Origin of the sequence: Phocaeicola sp. RTP21198st1_B8_RTP21198_201120, assembly GCF_040929485.1 — a bacterium.
Taxonomy (GTDB): domain Bacteria; phylum Bacteroidota; class Bacteroidia; order Bacteroidales; family Bacteroidaceae; genus Phocaeicola; species Phocaeicola dorei.
The window spans coordinates 24,959-42,974 of record NZ_JBCOCI010000041.1 but is presented as its reverse complement, the minus strand read 5'-3'; the positions used below and the strand labels follow the sequence as shown (position 1 = coordinate 42,974).

General features: G+C 41.5%; 9 protein-coding genes. 1 reads left to right on the top strand and 8 read right to left on the bottom strand.

Going from position 1 to position 18,016, the window contains the following annotated elements:
- Nucleotides 1-89 precede the first annotated feature (89 nt).
- A complete protein-coding gene (locus AB5935_RS14705; protein ID WP_368327461.1) occupies nucleotides 90-2,168 on the top strand; it encodes a beta-galactosidase in 2,079 nt (692 codons plus the stop codon).
- A 118-nt stretch (nucleotides 2,169-2,286) separates the two neighbouring features.
- Here AB5935_RS14705 and AB5935_RS14700 read toward each other — a convergent pair whose 3' ends face one another.
- The 8 genes from AB5935_RS14700 to AB5935_RS14665 all read right to left on the bottom strand — a co-directional run bounded on the left by AB5935_RS14700 (nucleotide 2,287) and on the right by AB5935_RS14665 (nucleotide 17,910).
- The gene (locus tag AB5935_RS14700; protein WP_371741695.1) at nucleotides 2,287-3,417 is read right to left on the bottom strand and encodes a glycoside hydrolase family 88 protein; all 1,131 of its coding nucleotides are present in this window, start codon (nucleotides 3,415-3,417) and stop codon (nucleotides 2,287-2,289) included.
- Nucleotides 3,418-3,560: 143 nt separating this feature from the next.
- Nucleotides 3,561-6,848 carry a glycosyl hydrolase gene (locus tag AB5935_RS14695; protein ID WP_007831530.1) on the bottom strand — a complete coding sequence of 1,096 codons (3,288 nt, stop codon included), beginning with the start codon at nucleotides 6,846-6,848 and terminating at the stop codon, nucleotides 3,561-3,563.
- Between the two features lie 113 nt (nucleotides 6,849-6,961).
- Nucleotides 6,962-8,815 (bottom strand): silent information regulator protein Sir2, encoded by a 1,854-nt coding sequence (locus AB5935_RS14690; protein WP_051926298.1) that lies wholly within the window; start codon nucleotides 8,813-8,815, stop codon nucleotides 6,962-6,964.
- A gap of 15 nt (nucleotides 8,816-8,830) precedes the next feature.
- Entirely contained in the window at nucleotides 8,831-10,114 is a 1,284-nt protein-coding gene (locus tag AB5935_RS14685; RefSeq protein ID WP_007831539.1) for an alpha/beta hydrolase family protein, read from the bottom strand.
- Nucleotides 10,115-10,156: 42 nt separating this feature from the next.
- The gene (locus AB5935_RS14680; RefSeq protein WP_038610881.1) at nucleotides 10,157-11,938 is read right to left on the bottom strand and encodes an alpha-L-rhamnosidase C-terminal domain-containing protein; all 1,782 of its coding nucleotides are present in this window, start codon (nucleotides 11,936-11,938) and stop codon (nucleotides 10,157-10,159) included.
- Nucleotides 11,939-12,183: 245 nt separating this feature from the next.
- Nucleotides 12,184-12,498 (bottom strand): hypothetical protein, encoded by a 315-nt coding sequence (locus AB5935_RS14675; protein ID WP_038610878.1) that lies wholly within the window; start codon nucleotides 12,496-12,498, stop codon nucleotides 12,184-12,186.
- Between the two features lie 89 nt (nucleotides 12,499-12,587).
- The gene (locus AB5935_RS14670; RefSeq protein WP_038610875.1) at nucleotides 12,588-14,726 is read right to left on the bottom strand and encodes a RagB/SusD family nutrient uptake outer membrane protein; all 2,139 of its coding nucleotides are present in this window, start codon (nucleotides 14,724-14,726) and stop codon (nucleotides 12,588-12,590) included.
- Nucleotides 14,727-14,757: 31 nt separating this feature from the next.
- Nucleotides 14,758-17,910, bottom strand: coding sequence for a SusC/RagA family TonB-linked outer membrane protein (locus AB5935_RS14665; RefSeq protein ID WP_368327460.1), 3,153 nt, complete (start codon nucleotides 17,908-17,910; stop codon nucleotides 14,758-14,760).
- Nucleotides 17,911-18,016: the final 106 nt, after the last annotated feature.

Sequence of the window (18,016 nt, the reverse complement as noted above, 5' to 3'; positions counted from 1 at the left end):
AAATCCTGAGCAACTTTTTGTTGCTCAGGTACTTAAAAAGTTTAATTTATAATAGTGTTGCGGAATTAAGGTTAAATTACTATTTTATCATGAAAAAACGATTTGTGACCGTTCTTTTGGCTTGTTCTTTGGCCGGAGGACTTTTTGCACAACAGCCTTGGTTTAAAGACAAGGATTTGACCTTGACCGGTGCTTATTATTATCCTGAGCATTGGGATGAGAGTCAATGGGAGAGAGATTTTAAACAGATGCACGATTTGGGTTTTGAATTCACCCATTTCGCGGAATTTGCTTGGGCGCAATTGGAACCGGAAGAGGGAAAATATGATTTTTCCTGGTTGGATAAAGCGGTGGCTTTGGCTGCCAAATATGATTTGAAAGTCATTATGTGTACTTCTACGGCAACTCCACCGGTATGGATGAGCCGTAAATACCCTGAAATTTTGATTAAAAATGAAAATGGTACCGTGCTTGATCACGGAGCACGTCAACATGCTTCTTTTGCTTCTCCCGTTTATAGAGAATTGGCTTATAAAATGATAGAGAAGTTAGCTCAGCATTATGGAAATGATTCCAGAATAATCGGCTGGCAGCTCGATAATGAGCCGGCCGTACAATTTGATTATAATCCGAAAGCCGAACTGGCTTTCCGGGATTTTTTGCGTGAAAAATATCATCATGACATTAAAGCATTGAATGATGCCTGGGGAACGGCTTTTTGGAGTGAGGTTTATTCTTCTTTTGATGAAATAACTCTTCCTAAAACTGCCCAGATGTTTATGAATCATCATCAGATTTTGGATTACCGCCGTTTCGCTGCCAGTCAGACAAACGACTTTTTGAATGAACAATGTTTGTTGATAAAAAAATATGCAAAGAACCAATGGGTGACTACTAACTATATTCCTAATTATGAGGAAGGACATATAGGTGGCAGCCCTGCACTTGATTTTCAAAGTTATACTCGCTATATGGTGTATGGAGACAATGAAGGTATTGGTCGCCGCGGATATCGAGTAGGAAATCCGTTGCGTATTGCTTTTGCCAATGACTTTTTCAGACCCATACAAGGTACTTATGGAGTAATGGAACTTCAGCCAGGACAGGTGAATTGGGGGAGTATCAATCCTCAACCGCTGCCCGGAGCTGTCCGTTTATGGATGTGGAGCGTATTTGCCGGTGGAGGCGACTTTATCTGTACTTATCGTTATCGCCAGCCTCTGTATGGCACGGAACAATATCACTATGGCATTGTAGGTACAGACGGAACAACGGTAACTCCCGGTGGACGTGAATATGAGCAGTTCATGAAAGAAATCAGACAGCTGCGGGGACAGGTTGCTGCTCGTGAGGTGAAACCGGCCGATTATTTGGCGCGTCGTACTGCCATTCTTTTTAATCATGAAAATTCATGGAGCATTGAGCGCCAGAAGCAAAATCGTACATGGAATACATTGGGGCATATTGAGAAATATTATCGCACGTTGAAATCTTTTGGTGCGCCTGTAGATTTTATCAATGAAAGCAAGGAGTTTTCCTCTTATCCTGTGGTCATAGCTCCGGCTTATCAATTGGCTGACAAGGCATTGGTAGATAGATGGACTGATTATGTAAAGAAGGGTGGTAATTTGGTCTTAACTTGCCGTACAGCCCAAAAAGATCGCCATGGACGTTTACCCGAAGCTCCTTTTGGTTCCATGATTAATGAACTGACCGGTAATGAAATGGAGTTTTATGATTTATTACTTCCTGAAGAACCTGGCAAATTACGGATGGATGGAAAAGAATATACATGGAATACTTGGGGGGAGATATTGAAACCGGGTAAGGATTCACAAGTATGGGCTACTTATACACAGGAATTTTATGAAGGAAAACCGGCAGTCACTACTCATAAGTTGGGAAAAGGTACTGTTACTTACGTGGGAGTGGATAGTACGGACGGATTATTGGAGAAAGATATTTTGAAGAAACTATATGCGCAATTGAATATTCCTGTGATGGATTTACCATATGGTGTTACTTTAGAGTACCGCAATGGTATGGGGATTGTATTGAATTATACAGATAAACCTTATAAATTCGTACTTCCCTCGGGAGCCAAAGTGTTGATAGGAGAGCCGGTAATTCCTACAGCAGGAGTATTGGTATTTTCTATTACTGATTGAAAACGTATGATTGATAGAACAAAAAGGAGCGGCTTCACAGTCGCTCCTTTTTACTTAACCTAAATCTAACCTTTAAATCATAGTCTATGAAAAATCGATTCACTAACCAATCATATTATTAATTTAATTTGTAAACTTCACTTCCGGCAAGCAGGAAACATCCTACTCCAAAATCTTCAAAATCGGGTACTTTGTCGTATGTGACAGGTTGACTGTCTTTCGGTTCTTTTCCGGTTCCTTGTACAAGTCCTAGGAAGCCGTTAGGGTGAACGGCATCTTTCACCATAGCATTCCATGCTTCCAACAAGACTGGCAGGTATTCTTTTCTGTCCAACAGTCCGTTACGTACCCCCCATGCCATGCCATATACAAATAAAGCGGTGCCACTGGTTTCTTTACCTCCGAAGTTTGATTCGTCATGCATACTTACATTCCAAAAACCATCTGTGCGTTGGCAATTTTTGATAGCTTTACTCATGGTCAGGAAATCATTGATATAGTCGGCACGATGTTTTTCATTAGTAGGAATTTCATCCAGTACACGTACCAGTGCTGCATATACCCATCCATTGCCACGACTCCAATAGCAATTCTTACCGTTAGGTTCTTTGTAGGGGGGATCAAAGTCTTGGTCCCTCCACCACAGACCTTCTTTTTGGTTGTACATGCCATTCTCGCCATGTTTGTTACGGGTATATTCATACATATCCCACATCTTGTCGAAATATTTTTGTTCTCCGGTCAATTTTCCAAGTTTGGCAAATACAGGCATTCCCATCTGGATGGCGTCAATCCACCACCAATCATTTACTTGAGGAGTGTTAACCAGCATATCTATATTAGCTTTGACCTTACGGATTCTTTCCGGATCGGGACAAATGTTATATAAATCAATGTAAGTCTGGCTGGCACAGTAATCATCAGCATTGCGAGTGGTGGTACCGTTGCGAAATCCCCATTCGTGGTAATTTGACCAATCGACAGCATATTTATAATATTCATCGCGTGGATAAACGGAGTAAAGAGCCATTAATCCTTCATAATATACTCCGCGTGTCCAGATATTACTAGGACGCGTTACATTTTTTACAAAAGAAGGAGTACGATAATCGGCATACTTCTTCATGAAGTAATTATTGACTTTTATAACAGTCTTCAACGTTTCTTTTTTGTCCGGCAAGTCTTGTGCTTTTACAACTCCAAAACCTAATGCGACAAAAAAGAATGATAGTATTAATTTTTTCTTCATCATGTTGTTTTAGTGTTTTAATGGTAGCGCAAAAATAGGATGGTCTGGGATTTTCTACAATGGAAATGTGTACATCTTCCTTGAATATTATGCATGTGTACGCATTTCGAGTGTGTTTTTTATTTATCAGTGTTCTTATTGGGCTATTTGTCTTTATTTGCAGATCGTTCATAAATCTTTTCCCCTTCTTTTATCTCTAGTTCCAAACCTTTAAAATTAACATTGGCCACATTTGAGATACTTAATCCTTTTTGAGCTTTGATATGGCAATTCTCAAAAAAGAATGTATCATTTCCGAATGGAGCCTCTTTAAAACCATACATGGTTCCTGCTGATTGTGCTTCTCCATTTATATTCTTGAAATGGATATTGCGCAAACAGGTCAGTGGATAATGTGCAGGTAGAAGCGGAGGAACCATACGCCATTCCATATTGATATCAAAGATACTGCGTGCTCCTTTGATGATAATATCTTCAAAAGTGATATTTTCCACAGTTCCGCCACGGCTGGGCTGGCTTTTAAAACGTAAGGGACTCCAGTTTTCGTTATCCATCAGGCAGGAACGTATGGTCACATTGCGTATGTCGCCTGATATTTCACTGCCCATAGCCACTCCACCATGACCGTATGCGAAATGACAGTTCTCTATCAGAATGTTTTCACTGGGACGTCCTACTCTGCGTCCGTCCTCGTCTCGTCCGGATTTGATGGAGATACAATCATCATGTGCCTCAATGCGGGTGGAAGTAATCAGTATATCATTGGACGAATCGATATCTATGCCATCGGAACTGGGTATATATTCCAATGCACGGATATCGATTCCATCTATAGTGAATCCGTTTGTGTAAAGTACATGAAGACACCATGAGGCCTGATTTATCATTTTTAAACCGGAAATCTTACCTCCCGGGCAATCTGTGAAACATACCAGTCTGGGGCGTCCGGAGTTTCCGAATGGAATTTTTTTCCATTCTACTCCTTTACCATCAATAACTCCTTCACCATAAACTTTAACTCCGTCTGAATGGTCGAAATTCAAGAAAGCACATCGCCACCTTTTTTCTATGCCTTCAAAACGGGTAGGGATGACAGGAAATTCATTGGGGTCGACAGTGCTGATTAGTTTGGCGTTTTTTTCTATACGTAAATCTACACCACGTGGGAAGAATAGAGCGCCGCTTAGATACTCCCCGGCAGGAATAACTATCGTTCCGCCTCCATTGTGAGCTGCTTCATTAATGATACGTTGTAAAGTGGCTGTTTCCGAATAGCCATTTCCTTTTACGCCATATTCTTTAATGTTATATTCTCTGTTATTTTTTCCGATAGATATGAGCTTGCTTTCCCATGCTTCCAGTTTAATGGTCAGACGGGTGCGATTATTGACAATTGTTGCATTTATCGGTTGGAGTGTGCCATCTGTTGCATTCCATTCTTTTACAACTCCTACTTTATCAAAGTCTGCTGTAAATTCTGTAGCTTTATTCCCTTCATTGAATATGAAGTAGAGGTCGCCATCGGGCATTACTCTGCGTGTGTAGCGGATAGAATCATTGTCAGGTGAAATGATTTTCATTTCTGGTTCCGGAAGGGAAGAGCTTACATGTGCTGTCCATCTGGTGGATGGCTCAATCCTGCTGTTGGTTAAATCTGATAGGGAACCAGGAGCAGTGAAATTTTTGTCAATGAAAGAAGCGGGCTTCTTTCCCCAAAACAGGACTTTTCCTCCACGTGAGGAAAATGTTTCTATTACTTTCCAGGCAGATACGGAAATAACATCTGATGATGGGATAATCAATGTTTCATATCTTTGGCTGCTTTTATTTTCCAGATAGCCGGGACCTATGGTCAGTGCTTCCGTAAAAGCATCATCGTTTATGTAGTCAAAATCTCGTTGATGAGTTAACAGCTGTTGGGTAAGAGTGACGATATCCTTATAAACTTCATTGTTACCCAGCCACATAGTAGATGTGGGGTAATACATGGCAATCCGTGCTCCCGGCTTCCCTTGGCTCATCAGGTAAGTAGTGCGATTTGTATATTCATTCAGGCCTTTCATACCAGGATCACTCATCCAATTGCGATGTTTGGATCCTGCCAGCCAGAACATGAATTCAAAGAAGTTAATCCCTCGGGCAATCTGATGATCTACAACAAATTTGGCTTGGGGAATGGTAGGAGAGATGTGGTAAGCTGCAAAACTTTCGCTGAATGCTCTAGGTTTTCCATAAACATGAGCTACAGATGAGGCTAGTTTGGGGAAATCATTAAGGGTACTGGGCCATATTTGGTTCCAGATTGCATCTACTCCGGGTATTTGAACTTTACTTAAGGCTCGAAAATAGTCTCCTTCAGCTTTTACACATGCGGGCATTTCATGTTCTTTGTTAAGATGGGTAATATGGGCTACTCCATTGGCTGCACACCAATCGGCTTGTAATTTGAAAAAGTGGGTGGCAAACAAGCTGGACCAGACATCCCAATAATCGGCTTTTACTCTTTGTTCCTGTATGGTAGGCGAAGCGGTAAAAAAGGAGGCTAGATAGGGAGTCGGATCGTACCCTTTTGTATCTTTGAATGTTTGGACAATGGAAGGAGTCCAAGGTAAATGTGCATAATCGGGTTCATCTCCCCGGAAACCAAGTACGGTGGTACCCAGCTCTTTACCAAGATATTTTTTATACTGTTTGTGTGTCCAATCAATGAATTGCTGTACGGCAACAGGGTTCAGATAATCACACAGAGAATTAGTGGCATCTTTACCGCCATTAGGATTATTAACGGCTCGGGTTACAGCCGTCCGAAAGTCGCTTTTGACTAATAGGATCTTCCAGTCATCCAGCCCGGCGTTGAAACTTATTTTTCCATTATTAATTTCTACAGTTCTGTTAGGAGCGCCGGATGTACTGACGGCTACCGCACTGATGATTTCCGGTGCTATTTTATGGTTTGTCATTACTTCTCCCCGTTTTATCTGTATGGTATCACCTATCACAAGAGCTTGCATTCTCAAATCGGGACGTTCCTGTGAGAATTTTCCTCCTGCAAATCCGCTGGGATATTTTCCTTCATCAATAATCCAGACTTTCATGTCTCGTTTTTTGGCTTCAACTACTCCGGTGCGAATTGCTTTAAACCATTCTTCGGAAAGATATTTGAAAGGTAGTTTGTAACCTGCTTCAAATATTACGGCACGGAATCCTTTCTTTTTGATAGAATCCAAGTCATTGCAAATAGTCTTTTTATCCATTTTCCCTTCCCAACCCCATATTACATGGTTGGCAAATTCCACAGGAGGTTCTGCAAATTGTTGTTCTAGACGGGAAAGGGGTGTTTCATGAATGCCTTGCCAGGATTTTATTTCATTTTTTGAAAATAAGAAGTTGAAATAAAAAAGGGAAGCAATAAATAATAGTATCTTTTGCATGATGTTTATGATTAGAGTTGAGTTTTATATGCATAAGGGCGCATCAAAGCGCCCCTACAACAAAAGGATATCCGTTACAGTTTTTAGAGGAATCCTTCATGCTAATCTTAATATTATTCTCCTAAATAATAGGAGGGGACAGGAGCTTGTGGGTATCCCATGGAACGATGAGCTACATAGCTTCTATATATTCCGTCCTGCATCAATGTGGTACGACGGTCTTTTGCCGGAAGATTGGTTGTGTAGATACGTATTTCACCGGGTAATGCGGTTATTATTTCTTCACGCCAGTCTCCATATAAATCTGCAATCATTAAGATATCACCTTCAATATCTTGTGTTAGTGTTTCTCCTTTCCATTTTACAATACTTAGTGAACGACCGTTTGAAGAGGAACTTGCCCCCCATCGGTTATCATCTCCTTTAAATGTTTCACGCAATAAGTCACCGTCCCACCAGGCCCAATTACGGCAGGAGGGCACTTCCTCATTTTTACCTAAGGGTTTACCGTCAGCCGAAAGTAGATATTTGTCTGTGCTGCCTCCTTTACGGTCTTCGCTGGCAAAACATTCCAGACCTTTATGGACCGGATCAAAATCAGCAACCATCCCATCGCCTACATGGAATGTCTTATGACCGATATTCCATACCGGTTGTCCTGTTCTGGCATCCACAACACAAACGCCACGTCCGTTCTCGTGCCAAGGTTCCAGACAAAGGAACACTTCCATACCCGGACGATCCGGGTCGATATCAGTCAGATAGATTTTATCAGGGTGTCCTAATCCGGTAGACCATAGTAAAGTCCCGTTATCATCAAGCATGCATGAGCCTAATAGAATTTCATCTTTTCCATCTCCATCCACATCACCACATACCATATTATGGGAACCCATGCTTCTTACTACGGGATTTTCTTCATCACCGTCCCATCGCCATGCACGTTCCAGTTTGTTATCTTTCAGTTGCCATGCATCTACAGTCATCAGTTTGTAAGTGCCACGACATGCCAATATATAAGGAGTCTTGCCGTCCAGATAGGCCATTCCTATTTGGTTACGGTTTTGCCGGACCAGATTTCCATACCTGTCATTCCGTTCAGGCCAGTCCACGCGGGCAATTTCTTTTCCGGTCATTCCATCCCATACACTTAGATATTCTTCACCGGAGTCTACCCTTCCTTTTTCATTTCGTTTGGTCGTTTCCGGAGCTGTTTTTAAGGCAATTTCTGCTTTGCCATCTCCATTGAAGTCGTATGCGATGAAAGGGGAGTACCAAACACCGGGCTCAATACCTTGTCCTAAATCTTTAGACCATAAAAAAGTGCCGTCACTTAAATAAGCCTCAATTTGGTAAGTTGAACCATCCAGAGTACCGGGCATTCCGGGATCCACATTTTTTTCTGGGGTACGAATGATATAATCGTAAATACCATCCCCGTTCAAATCAGCAACGGCTATTTTGCCTGCTTTTATATTACGGTTCAATTTAATGGATTGATAGTTTTTCAATAAAGAACAGTCCACATCCAATTTGGAAGATGTGTTAATCACTTTTTTCTTTTTATCTAATGCACAGATCCAATAGGTTGCTTTTCCGGCAACGGGAGTTTGGTCAACAAAGTCACAGGTGTTTTTAATTGGATTTTTTGATAGGCGCTGTGTCTTGCCGTTTGCAGAACGGTAGAGGTGGAAGGGAGTGTCTGTTTTATCTTGTTCCAATAGCCTCCAACTGAGGTAGATACCTTTCCCGTCTACAGATGGGGTGGCCGTTAACCCTCTGTCTAAGTTCTCTTTTACTCTTTCTGTTGCAAAACCTTTGATTTTCGGTTTGGGCTCATGGCGTGGTTCTAGTATTTCATAATAATATGTACGTTCACGCGAGTCCTGAGCTGTCATGTTTATTGATATGCTAAGCAACAGCAGTACCGAGCATAATCCTATAAGTAGGTTCTTGTTTTTCATCATTGATTTATATATTAATTATTTGTTTTTAAAATATTTGTCAGCAAAACGAAGAAATTGTTCCCAATCGTATGGAAGAATAGCGTGAGGCCCTTTGCGATTGTGGTATGCGATAGAGCCATTCATGTAAGGTGTATCCACAGGAGGCATTTCTTCACAACCTATTCCGTTTAAGCCATAGAGGGCATATACAGGTTCAGCTCCTTTACCTCCTAGAAATTCACCTTTTTGGTCGGACCAGTTGTCTTCTTCTGCACTGGCGATATATATAGGTCTTGGAGCAATCAGGGCAACGAGTTCGTGCTGGTCGAAAGGCAAGTATTTTTCCCGGTCGTTAAATTGTTTATAATTACCGCAGAACCAATGAGGAAAACGTACATTCATGGCTTCTACAGTCTCACCAAAACAACGACGTGAGATGGCAACTCCACAACATCCTGAATTCCCGGATATGACTAAAGCAAAACGCGGATCGGAGGCTCCGGCCCAGACAGCGGTTTTGCCAAGACGAGAATGACCTATCACGGCGATTTTTTTGGCATCCACTTTTTTGTCTGTTTCCAGATAATCCATGGCACGGCTCATGCCCCATGCCCAAGCTGCAATGGAACCCCATTGATCCGGATCTGGGAAATTCTGCCCTTTCTCATAATAATAAGGATGCACACCATTTTGGAAGTCATCGTCAAAATCGGGATCCACATCATTATAACAGAAAGTGGCCAGACCATATCCGTGTTCCAAAATTTTATCAAGCTGCCAGGATTTGTCCATTGATCCCCTGAAAGATCTTTTCTTCATTTTTTCATCTGTTATTTCGGGGACAGATAAATCGGGATCATCATATATCGTGTAATTGGGCATGAAGCTGATACCTAGAAAAACCGGAATTTTTCCTGATACATGATTAGGAAGATACAGTTGCAAGTCAATGTGGGGACCCTGTGGATCGTCTGTTAATTGGATGGTTATTTCTTTCCGGGTGGCACATCCGTTCAGAGCTTTTTCATTGATCCGACTGACTGTACAAGGCAGTTTGTGTTTTAATACAGGTGCTTTGCCAAACATGTAAGTCGTGAACAGGTTTAAAATTTCGGGGCGGCGTTTTTGCTCCCATTGTTCCTTGGTCTGAACCATTTCTCCGTCGTGACACATTAATACGGAAGGTAAGGTATATTGCGGAACCTTACTTTCATCATAATTAGCTAATTTGGCATAGTCTTTTCTAGGAGACTTCCCATTTTGGGCGTCAGTATAAGTTATACTCAAGAGGAGCATAATCCATATCATTATGTTTTTCATAAGATCCAGTTTTTATAGAAGTTTGATAACGATTTCTTATAATTAAATTTGTTTTACACCTTTCGGAAGTTTCACTTTGGTTGCGATTTTACCATCGGCTTTCTTCTCGTGGCTGACTTCTATCACGCCCCAAGGGGTGGGATAAGTGCCTTTAGCCCATTCTAATTTACCTAGGTGTGGCTCAATACTGATCTGCTTGCGTTCCACGTTCACGATTTTTATACCTAATACATGATCTGACAGCCATGTGGTAGGTCCTGAGGACCACCCGTGGCAAAGGCTGTGACGGAATCCGGGATAGCAATAGGCGCCGAAATCGCCATGTATGTCTTTTTTTCCGGCTGGAACAGGTTCGTCTATAGGAGCGGCATTAGGAATCCAGTCCAGATTGAAATCTTCCCAAAACGTGGTTGCTCCCAAATCCAGCATGGCCCCCCAGAAAGTGTTAATGATATCTATTGCTTTCTCATACTCACCTGCTTTGGCTAATGTTTCCAGCATATAATACCCGTAAAAAGTGGAAAAACCTTTTCCACCACCGACAGAGACAACTTCATCGCAAGCCTGTTGGGGATCCATCAATCCAGCGATGGCCATTAATGAAGCTGCCTGTTTCAGATTGTTGTGAGGTAATATCTTTTTTTTCATCCGGTTGATAATGTCCAGACATAATTGAGCATCAGAAGTGTTACCAAGTTTTAAAGACAATTGATGTGCATCTTGCATAGCCCATACGATCAGTGCGCGATAGCCTGCCTCAACTCCGGCTTTATTTCCGCTGGATGGCCAGTCCAAAAAGCGGGCAGGTGCTAACGTTTCATTTCCCGCATCATCCACTTTCTCATTTATCAGATGGATTAATCCGCTGATATAGTCGGAATGTTTCTTTAAAAAATCAATATCACCAGTCTGGTGATACCATTCATATTGGTTGATCAGATACCATAGGCTGTATGCACTCATGCCATTCATCCAATTGGGTAACGGAAATTGTTTGCAGGCCAGGTCCAGACTGTTGGGAATTACCTCATTGTATCCGAAAACACGGCTGACAGCCATTAATTCAGGATGCATATCGCCCAGCCAGACTACCCGGTCACGTTTGATGCCATCCCATAAAAACTCCTGCATATTCAAGTGGACAGTATAGGCTCCGGTAATCCATATTTTGTTTAAACGTTGGTCGTTGCATTCAAAAGATCCCAGATAAGGAATATCACGGTAGCGCAGGATAGCTGAAATTTCTTTTAAAGAGATAGTGGCGTTGTTTTGCAGCAAGTCGAGGCGGACAAAGCGGAAACCGGTATTACCTATTTCAATCATGCCGTCACGGGGAATTTCCATGATGATATCACGTTTGGCATGATCGTCTGTTGAAAATCCCACTTTCCATTCGGAATTTGAAGTGCTACTGTTGGCTTCTCCAACAGATTCTCCGAAACGTATCCTTACCAAAGAAGGCTCCCTACGGCTGGAACTGCCCATGACGAGCTTTAATCCTCCATGCAGTTCACTGCCGAAATCCAGTAATAAGGATGCCTTCTCTGTTTCAGTAGAAGTCATTATGCAACATTTTTTTCTGTTCATTTCCGATTGGCCGTTTCCACGCTCTAATAAATAGTGTTCGTCTTTTATTAGATTATTCTTACATCCTGCGTATTTGGTAACAATACGTTTGGGGGTGATGTAAGCACGGTTCATGATATCTTTGGTCATTCTTTGTGAGGCATCGCTTTGTAGGGTGGGAGGGATACCTGCATATAGAAGTGCGGGTAGCAGAACGAATGCAATTATGCTTTTTCTGATTGCTGGTAATAGTTCCATAGTATCTTTGATTTTTGATTTATGCAAATATAGACGAAGAAGGTATCTTACCTATGGAATTTTATTCATTTACATGGAATATTGTTCATCTTCTTTCTGTTCTTTTTCCATATACGGATAACAATCTTTATTCATCTTGTTGGATTTGTATTGGATTTTAGTTATTGATTTTTTTGGGGGGGCTGACAGATAGCTTCTTTATATGAAAAGAAATGAGTGAATGAACTGTACAGAACTTGTTGATATCACCTTTCTTTTATAATCCATATTCCTTCAAAAAAAGGAGCCTCACCTCGTAGCTTTCCTTCTTCTGTTTTATATAGCCGTGCGCTCACTATATCGTTGATTTGTATTATATAAATATCTCCTTCTTTTGTGTAGTGGCTTGTCAGAATCAATGGTCCTGGTGCGACAAATCGGCATAGCGTGTCGTTCAGGAAATCTATGTAATCTATTTGTGGATTGCCATCTACAAGTTCATAGCGTATAGTTTTTTGTTGTTTGCATCCCGCTATTAACAAGAATAGTGTAGTGAAGCATATAAAGACCGATTTTTTCATTATAAAATAAGTATTTATGGTGTGGAAAATAGGGGAGTACTGAATCCGGCACTCCCCTTATTAATTATTGACTGCAAAAATCTAGTCTGTTAATAGCCCGGATTCTGCATTGCGGCTTTTTCTTCATCACTTAAATTTGTACCGTCTTCATGTTGAAGTTGGTCTAAGAATGTTTGTGGAATAGGACGAAGCAAATGTTTGTCTGCTATATTGGCAGCTGCTTCCGGATTGAATAATTTAGCACGTTGAACCAAAGTCTTGGTACGGCTTAATTCTTCCCAGCGGTTCCATTCACCTAGGCATTCGCGGGTACGTTCGTTTAAAATGAAATTGATCAAACGGTCTTTGTCCCCATTTACGCCCATAGCTGATAGAATAGCTTCATCCTCGGCCGGTAATGATGAATAACTTGAAATTTGCAGACTGGAAGCATCTGTAGTGCGTTCTATACCAGTTGAAAGATAGTAAGTGTTCTTTTGAAGGAAAGAAGCCTTGAATGCCTCTGTGTTATTGATTTTGGTACCATTAGCATCTTTGCATTTACCTAAAGTGCTTAGTGCAGTTGAATTATCTTCGTCACCACCTGCGCTTTTCAAGAAAGCCATAGAACCGTCGGTGTAGTATTCGCGGTCTTCACCATTTTTCCATTCGGCACGTGCACGGAGCTGGTTGATGGTAGAGATAGCATCCTGGAAGTTACCGGAACGTACTTGAGCTTCCGCTTTTATCAGATAAGTTTCGCCTGTACGGGCCATAATGACATCACGATGTGCGTCACCTTTCTCTGCTGTACGCGATCCGTCATCAGTTTTATTGATACCACAGAATACATTGGACTGTGCTGGATTTCCGCTAACACCATAGGTATTCAATACATATTGACCACCGGCATATACAGGGAACACATTCGGCACCCATTTATTTGTTTCGGGGTTTACAAAGGAGTGGGCTATACCACCGCGACCTACTGTTCCATAATCGGAGTTTGTGGCGTCTTTAAAACGGTTGTCACTTTTTTTATTAAGAATAAAGATGATGCCTTGGTCGCCTAGTGTTGGAACCTGATCGGCTGTAATACCGTTTGTAGCCACTACATCATCTGCTTTCGATGCAATATTATTCAATCCGTAGACAGTTTTGAATGTTTTCCACATACGTGAGTCATTCACATTGTCGAAGATAGCATAAGCGTATTCTGTAGGGCGGCAACGTTGGAAGTCCATACCACCAATATATTGACCACGTTGTGTCCAACCACCGGAGAAGTTGGAGAATTGTGGGTTGAAGTAACTATAAGTACGGTTTCCGAAACGTCCGGTTGCCGAAGAAGTGTGTTGGCATGACATTAATATTTCATTAGACTCCTCGGCTTTGCAGTCTATACCGGTCCATTTGGCGTAAAGGTTATTATAATCACTTTCTAACGGACATTTTGAGATGACTTCATCGCATAACGTAATCGCTTTTTTCAAATCAGCATCAGCAGGATAACTTGAGTTCCAGTCGCTGCAACGTTCAGACTGACGGTACAGCAAAGCTTTTGCCAGGAAGTGTGCTGCTGTGTATTTAGTCCATGTACCTGTACCACGCCATCTGTCTGTAGGCAGTTTGTCGTAAGCGTTCTGCAAGTCATCAATCACTTGGTTTAATGTTTCTTCTGCAGAAGCGCGAGTAAAGGTTCTGACCACACCTTCAGTAACTTGGGTTTGCAGAACCACACCACCATATTGTGCGAAAAGACGATAGTAGTTATATCCACGTAGGAAATAAGCTTCACCCAAGCATTTTTCACGGACTTCCGCATCAGTAACATAGTCAGCTGATGCGATAACTTGATTGGCAGAAGCGATGCCGTAATACATCTGATCCCAAAGAGCTGATATACCCGGACAGTTATTGTTGGCCGCTCCGTTTGCTTTTGTACAGTCCAATGGGTTCAGACGGCTGTCATAAGTGTTCCATGGTTCTGCTGTCAGGTCAGAGCCGTTTGTGAATTCATCAGTGCCGTAAAGGGTAATACCATACGCCCATTCATAACCGAAATGCCAACGGATGTTACCGTACAGTGCGGTAGCCAGATCTTGAATGCCCTGTGACGTTTTGAAATAATCAGTGGTATAGGATGACTTGTTTTTTTCATCTAGGAAACTATCGCTACAAGAACTGAAACTGGCAGTCATTGCGACAGACAGGGCAGCCGTGAATAATGTATATTTTAAATTTTTCATTTTAAAAACAGTTTAATGTGTTATTATCAAATTAGAAACCAACTTGTAAACCGAAAGTAAAGCCTCTATTGTAATAAGTAGTGCCTAAGTCCAGATCCATAAAATCTACTGAAGAATAGAGGTTGCCTATATTCTTAGCTTGTGCATATAATTTAAGAGAACTGATTCCGATGTTCTTTAATGCTTTGGAATTGAAGTTATAACCTAAAGAAATGTTACGGATCTTGATGAATGAGGCATCTTTAAAGCCTAGCAGACTTGAATAAGCATCACCACCTGCTGTACTGTAAATCGGTTTTTGATAATCAGCACCAGTGTTGTCCGGAGTCCAATAGCTTATTTCACGTTGGTTGTACATACCGTATTGGCCTTCACCACCCGTATCAACCATATAACCAAATCGTCCGTTCAGCTCGATACCTAGTTCAAGACCTTTATAGTTGAATGTATTGCTCCATCCCAGTACCCATTTAGGATTTTTGTTGCCAAGAATAATACGGTCATTACTGTCTATAATATAGTTACCATCTTGATCAACTGGTTTAACCATACCTGCTTCAAATTTATGTCCGTTGGCATTGAATTTAGCCATTTCTGCCGCATCACTTTCCTGCCACAGACCATCGCTGGCAGTACCATAGAAAACATTGATTGACTCACCAATGAACCAGGCATTGGAAATGTCATCCTGCTTACCGTTAGCAAGTTCTAAGATTTCATCTTTTTGATAGGCTGCATTGATAGTGGAACTCCATTCAAAGTCTTTAGTTTGTATGGGAACCAGGTTCAAAGATAAGTCAACACCGAAGTTTTTTGTTTTACCTACATTGGCATAAGTAGAATTAAAGCCAGTTAAGGTTGGAATAGTCATGCTTAATAATAAGTCATTGGTGTTAGAGTGATAAATATCCATTGAACCGCTGATACGTCCATTCAAGAAACTGAAATCTATACCATAGTTATATTGTGTTGTCTTTTCCCAACCTAAATTTTTATTTGCCATTTTTACTTGAGAAGAAGTGTAATAAGGTTCATTAGTAGCATAAGCAGGGGTCAGAGTAGAGCCAAAAGGTACATAGAATGACTGGATGTTACCTAATGTAGAATATGCACTTACAGCTGAGTTACCAGTTGTTCCCAAACCGAAACGAAGTTTTAACTGGTTTATCCAAGAAATATCTTTCATGAAGTCTTCTTGGTCAATGCGCCAGCCCAAGGCGGCAGAAGGGAAGAAACTCCATTTGTGCCCGTCTGCTAATACGGAAGAACCGTCATAACGTCCGGATACAGTCAATAAATAACGGTCGTTGTATGCGTAGTTTACACGTGCCATGTACGATGCCAGCTGATTCTCAGACATACCAGTACTCATACCAGCACCATAAGTTGCTGCATCAGTAATATCTACACTGCCCATGTTGTACCATTCAAAATTTTCATTAGGGATGGCGTTAGCACTTTCGGAACCACTTTCTTTATTATATTTGGAAGCTGATTGCAATAAGGTTACGCCTAAGTTATGTTTGCCGAATGTCTTGTTATAGTTGATCTGATTATCCAGTGTCCATGACAAGTAACGATCTGTTGCATATTTAGCATAGTTTTTTGAGCCCATTTTCACGGCAGAGTCTTTGCTGATAAAAATACCTTGACGATAGTGGCGGAAATCAGGACCGAAAGAGATTTTATAGCTTAGTCCCTCTAGAGGTGCCCATATTTTCCCAAAATCAAATTGTCCGTAAAAGCTGCCTAGTACACGGAAAGTTTGGCGGTTATCGGTTGACTTATTCCATTCGTCAATTACAGTATAAACATTGGTGGTGGAGCCACAGGGGTTGGTAATGATATTTCCTTCTTCATCATAAGGAACACCAAAGCGTGGAATAGCTTTTGCCGCGCTATATATATCAACAGGGCCCGAGCCTGAAGATTGTCCGGTACGGGAATAACCATAGTCTTGAACCGCCCATGAACCGTTGATAGATCCGCCCATTTTAAACCAAGGTTTTACTTGTAAATCGACAGACATTGAAAAATTATAACGTTCATATTCCTGTCCTTTCTGAGTTCCTTGATTATTCAGGTAACCAACAGAGAAGAAAGCTTGCGCAGTTTCGTTACCGCCACTACCACTGATGGTGTGTTCATGAGTGATACCTGTTTGGGTCACTATGTCTGCCCAGTCGGTATCTGTTACTTTACTTCCATCCCAAGTACCGTTACTCCAACCTTTATTTACATTTGCCAAAGCTGCGGGATCACCTGATGCTGCGAAATAAATTTGGTCTTTATCGTAGTTAGGTTGGTCACCGCGAGGATTGTTTACCGGATCTGAGTTATAATAAGCCCAACGGCGCCAGGTAATATAATCGCTTGCACTCATGGCAGGTGATTTGTCTTTTAGGTTTTCTAATGTGACAGAACCTGAGTAGTTTAAAGCGAGTCTACCCGCTTTACCGCGTTTGGTAGTTATCAATATGACACCATTGGCACCACGAGAACCGTAAATAGCTGTAGAAGAGGCATCCTTTAAGATATCAATGGATTCTATGTCACGCGGATTGATCGTTTCAATTCCTCCAGCACTCAAAGGAACTCCATCTACTACATACAGAGGGTCTGATGATGCGCTGATAGATCGGTTACCACGAATACGGATTGATCCTACAGTACCCGGACGTTCACTTGAGGTGATATCTACACCGGCAGCTTTGCCTTGTAAGGCTTCAAAAGCATTGTTCACAGGTCTTGTATTCAATTCTTCAGAACCAACACGTGCCATAGCACCAGTCACATCACTTTTTTTCTGAACACCATAACCTACTACCACAACCTCATCCAGTGTTTCAGTATCCTCCTCCAAGATTACCTTAACGGTAGATTGTCCTTTCACCTGGATATCTACGGTCTTGTATCCCACGAAACTTACTTGGATAGTTCCATTATCAGGAACATTCTGAAGTGTGAACTTACCATCAAAGTCAGTAATTGTACCATTGGTAGTACCTTTCACCACCACACTGGCACCGATTACAGACTCACCTGTCTTGTCAAGGACAGTACCCGAAACGGTTTTGCTCTGTGCAAAGGCCCCTACAGCCAATACGGATAACAAAGCAACGAAGAACAGCCGCTGGAACTTGTCCAAACGACGTAACAGACTTGAATTCTTTCTGTCTTTCATACTTTAATTATTAAGTTAAACAAAAGTTAGTTTTCTATTCTCTCAGGAGAAATAGGTCTCCTACCTGTGAAAAAGTGTTGCAAATATATGCGCGAATATTAAAAAA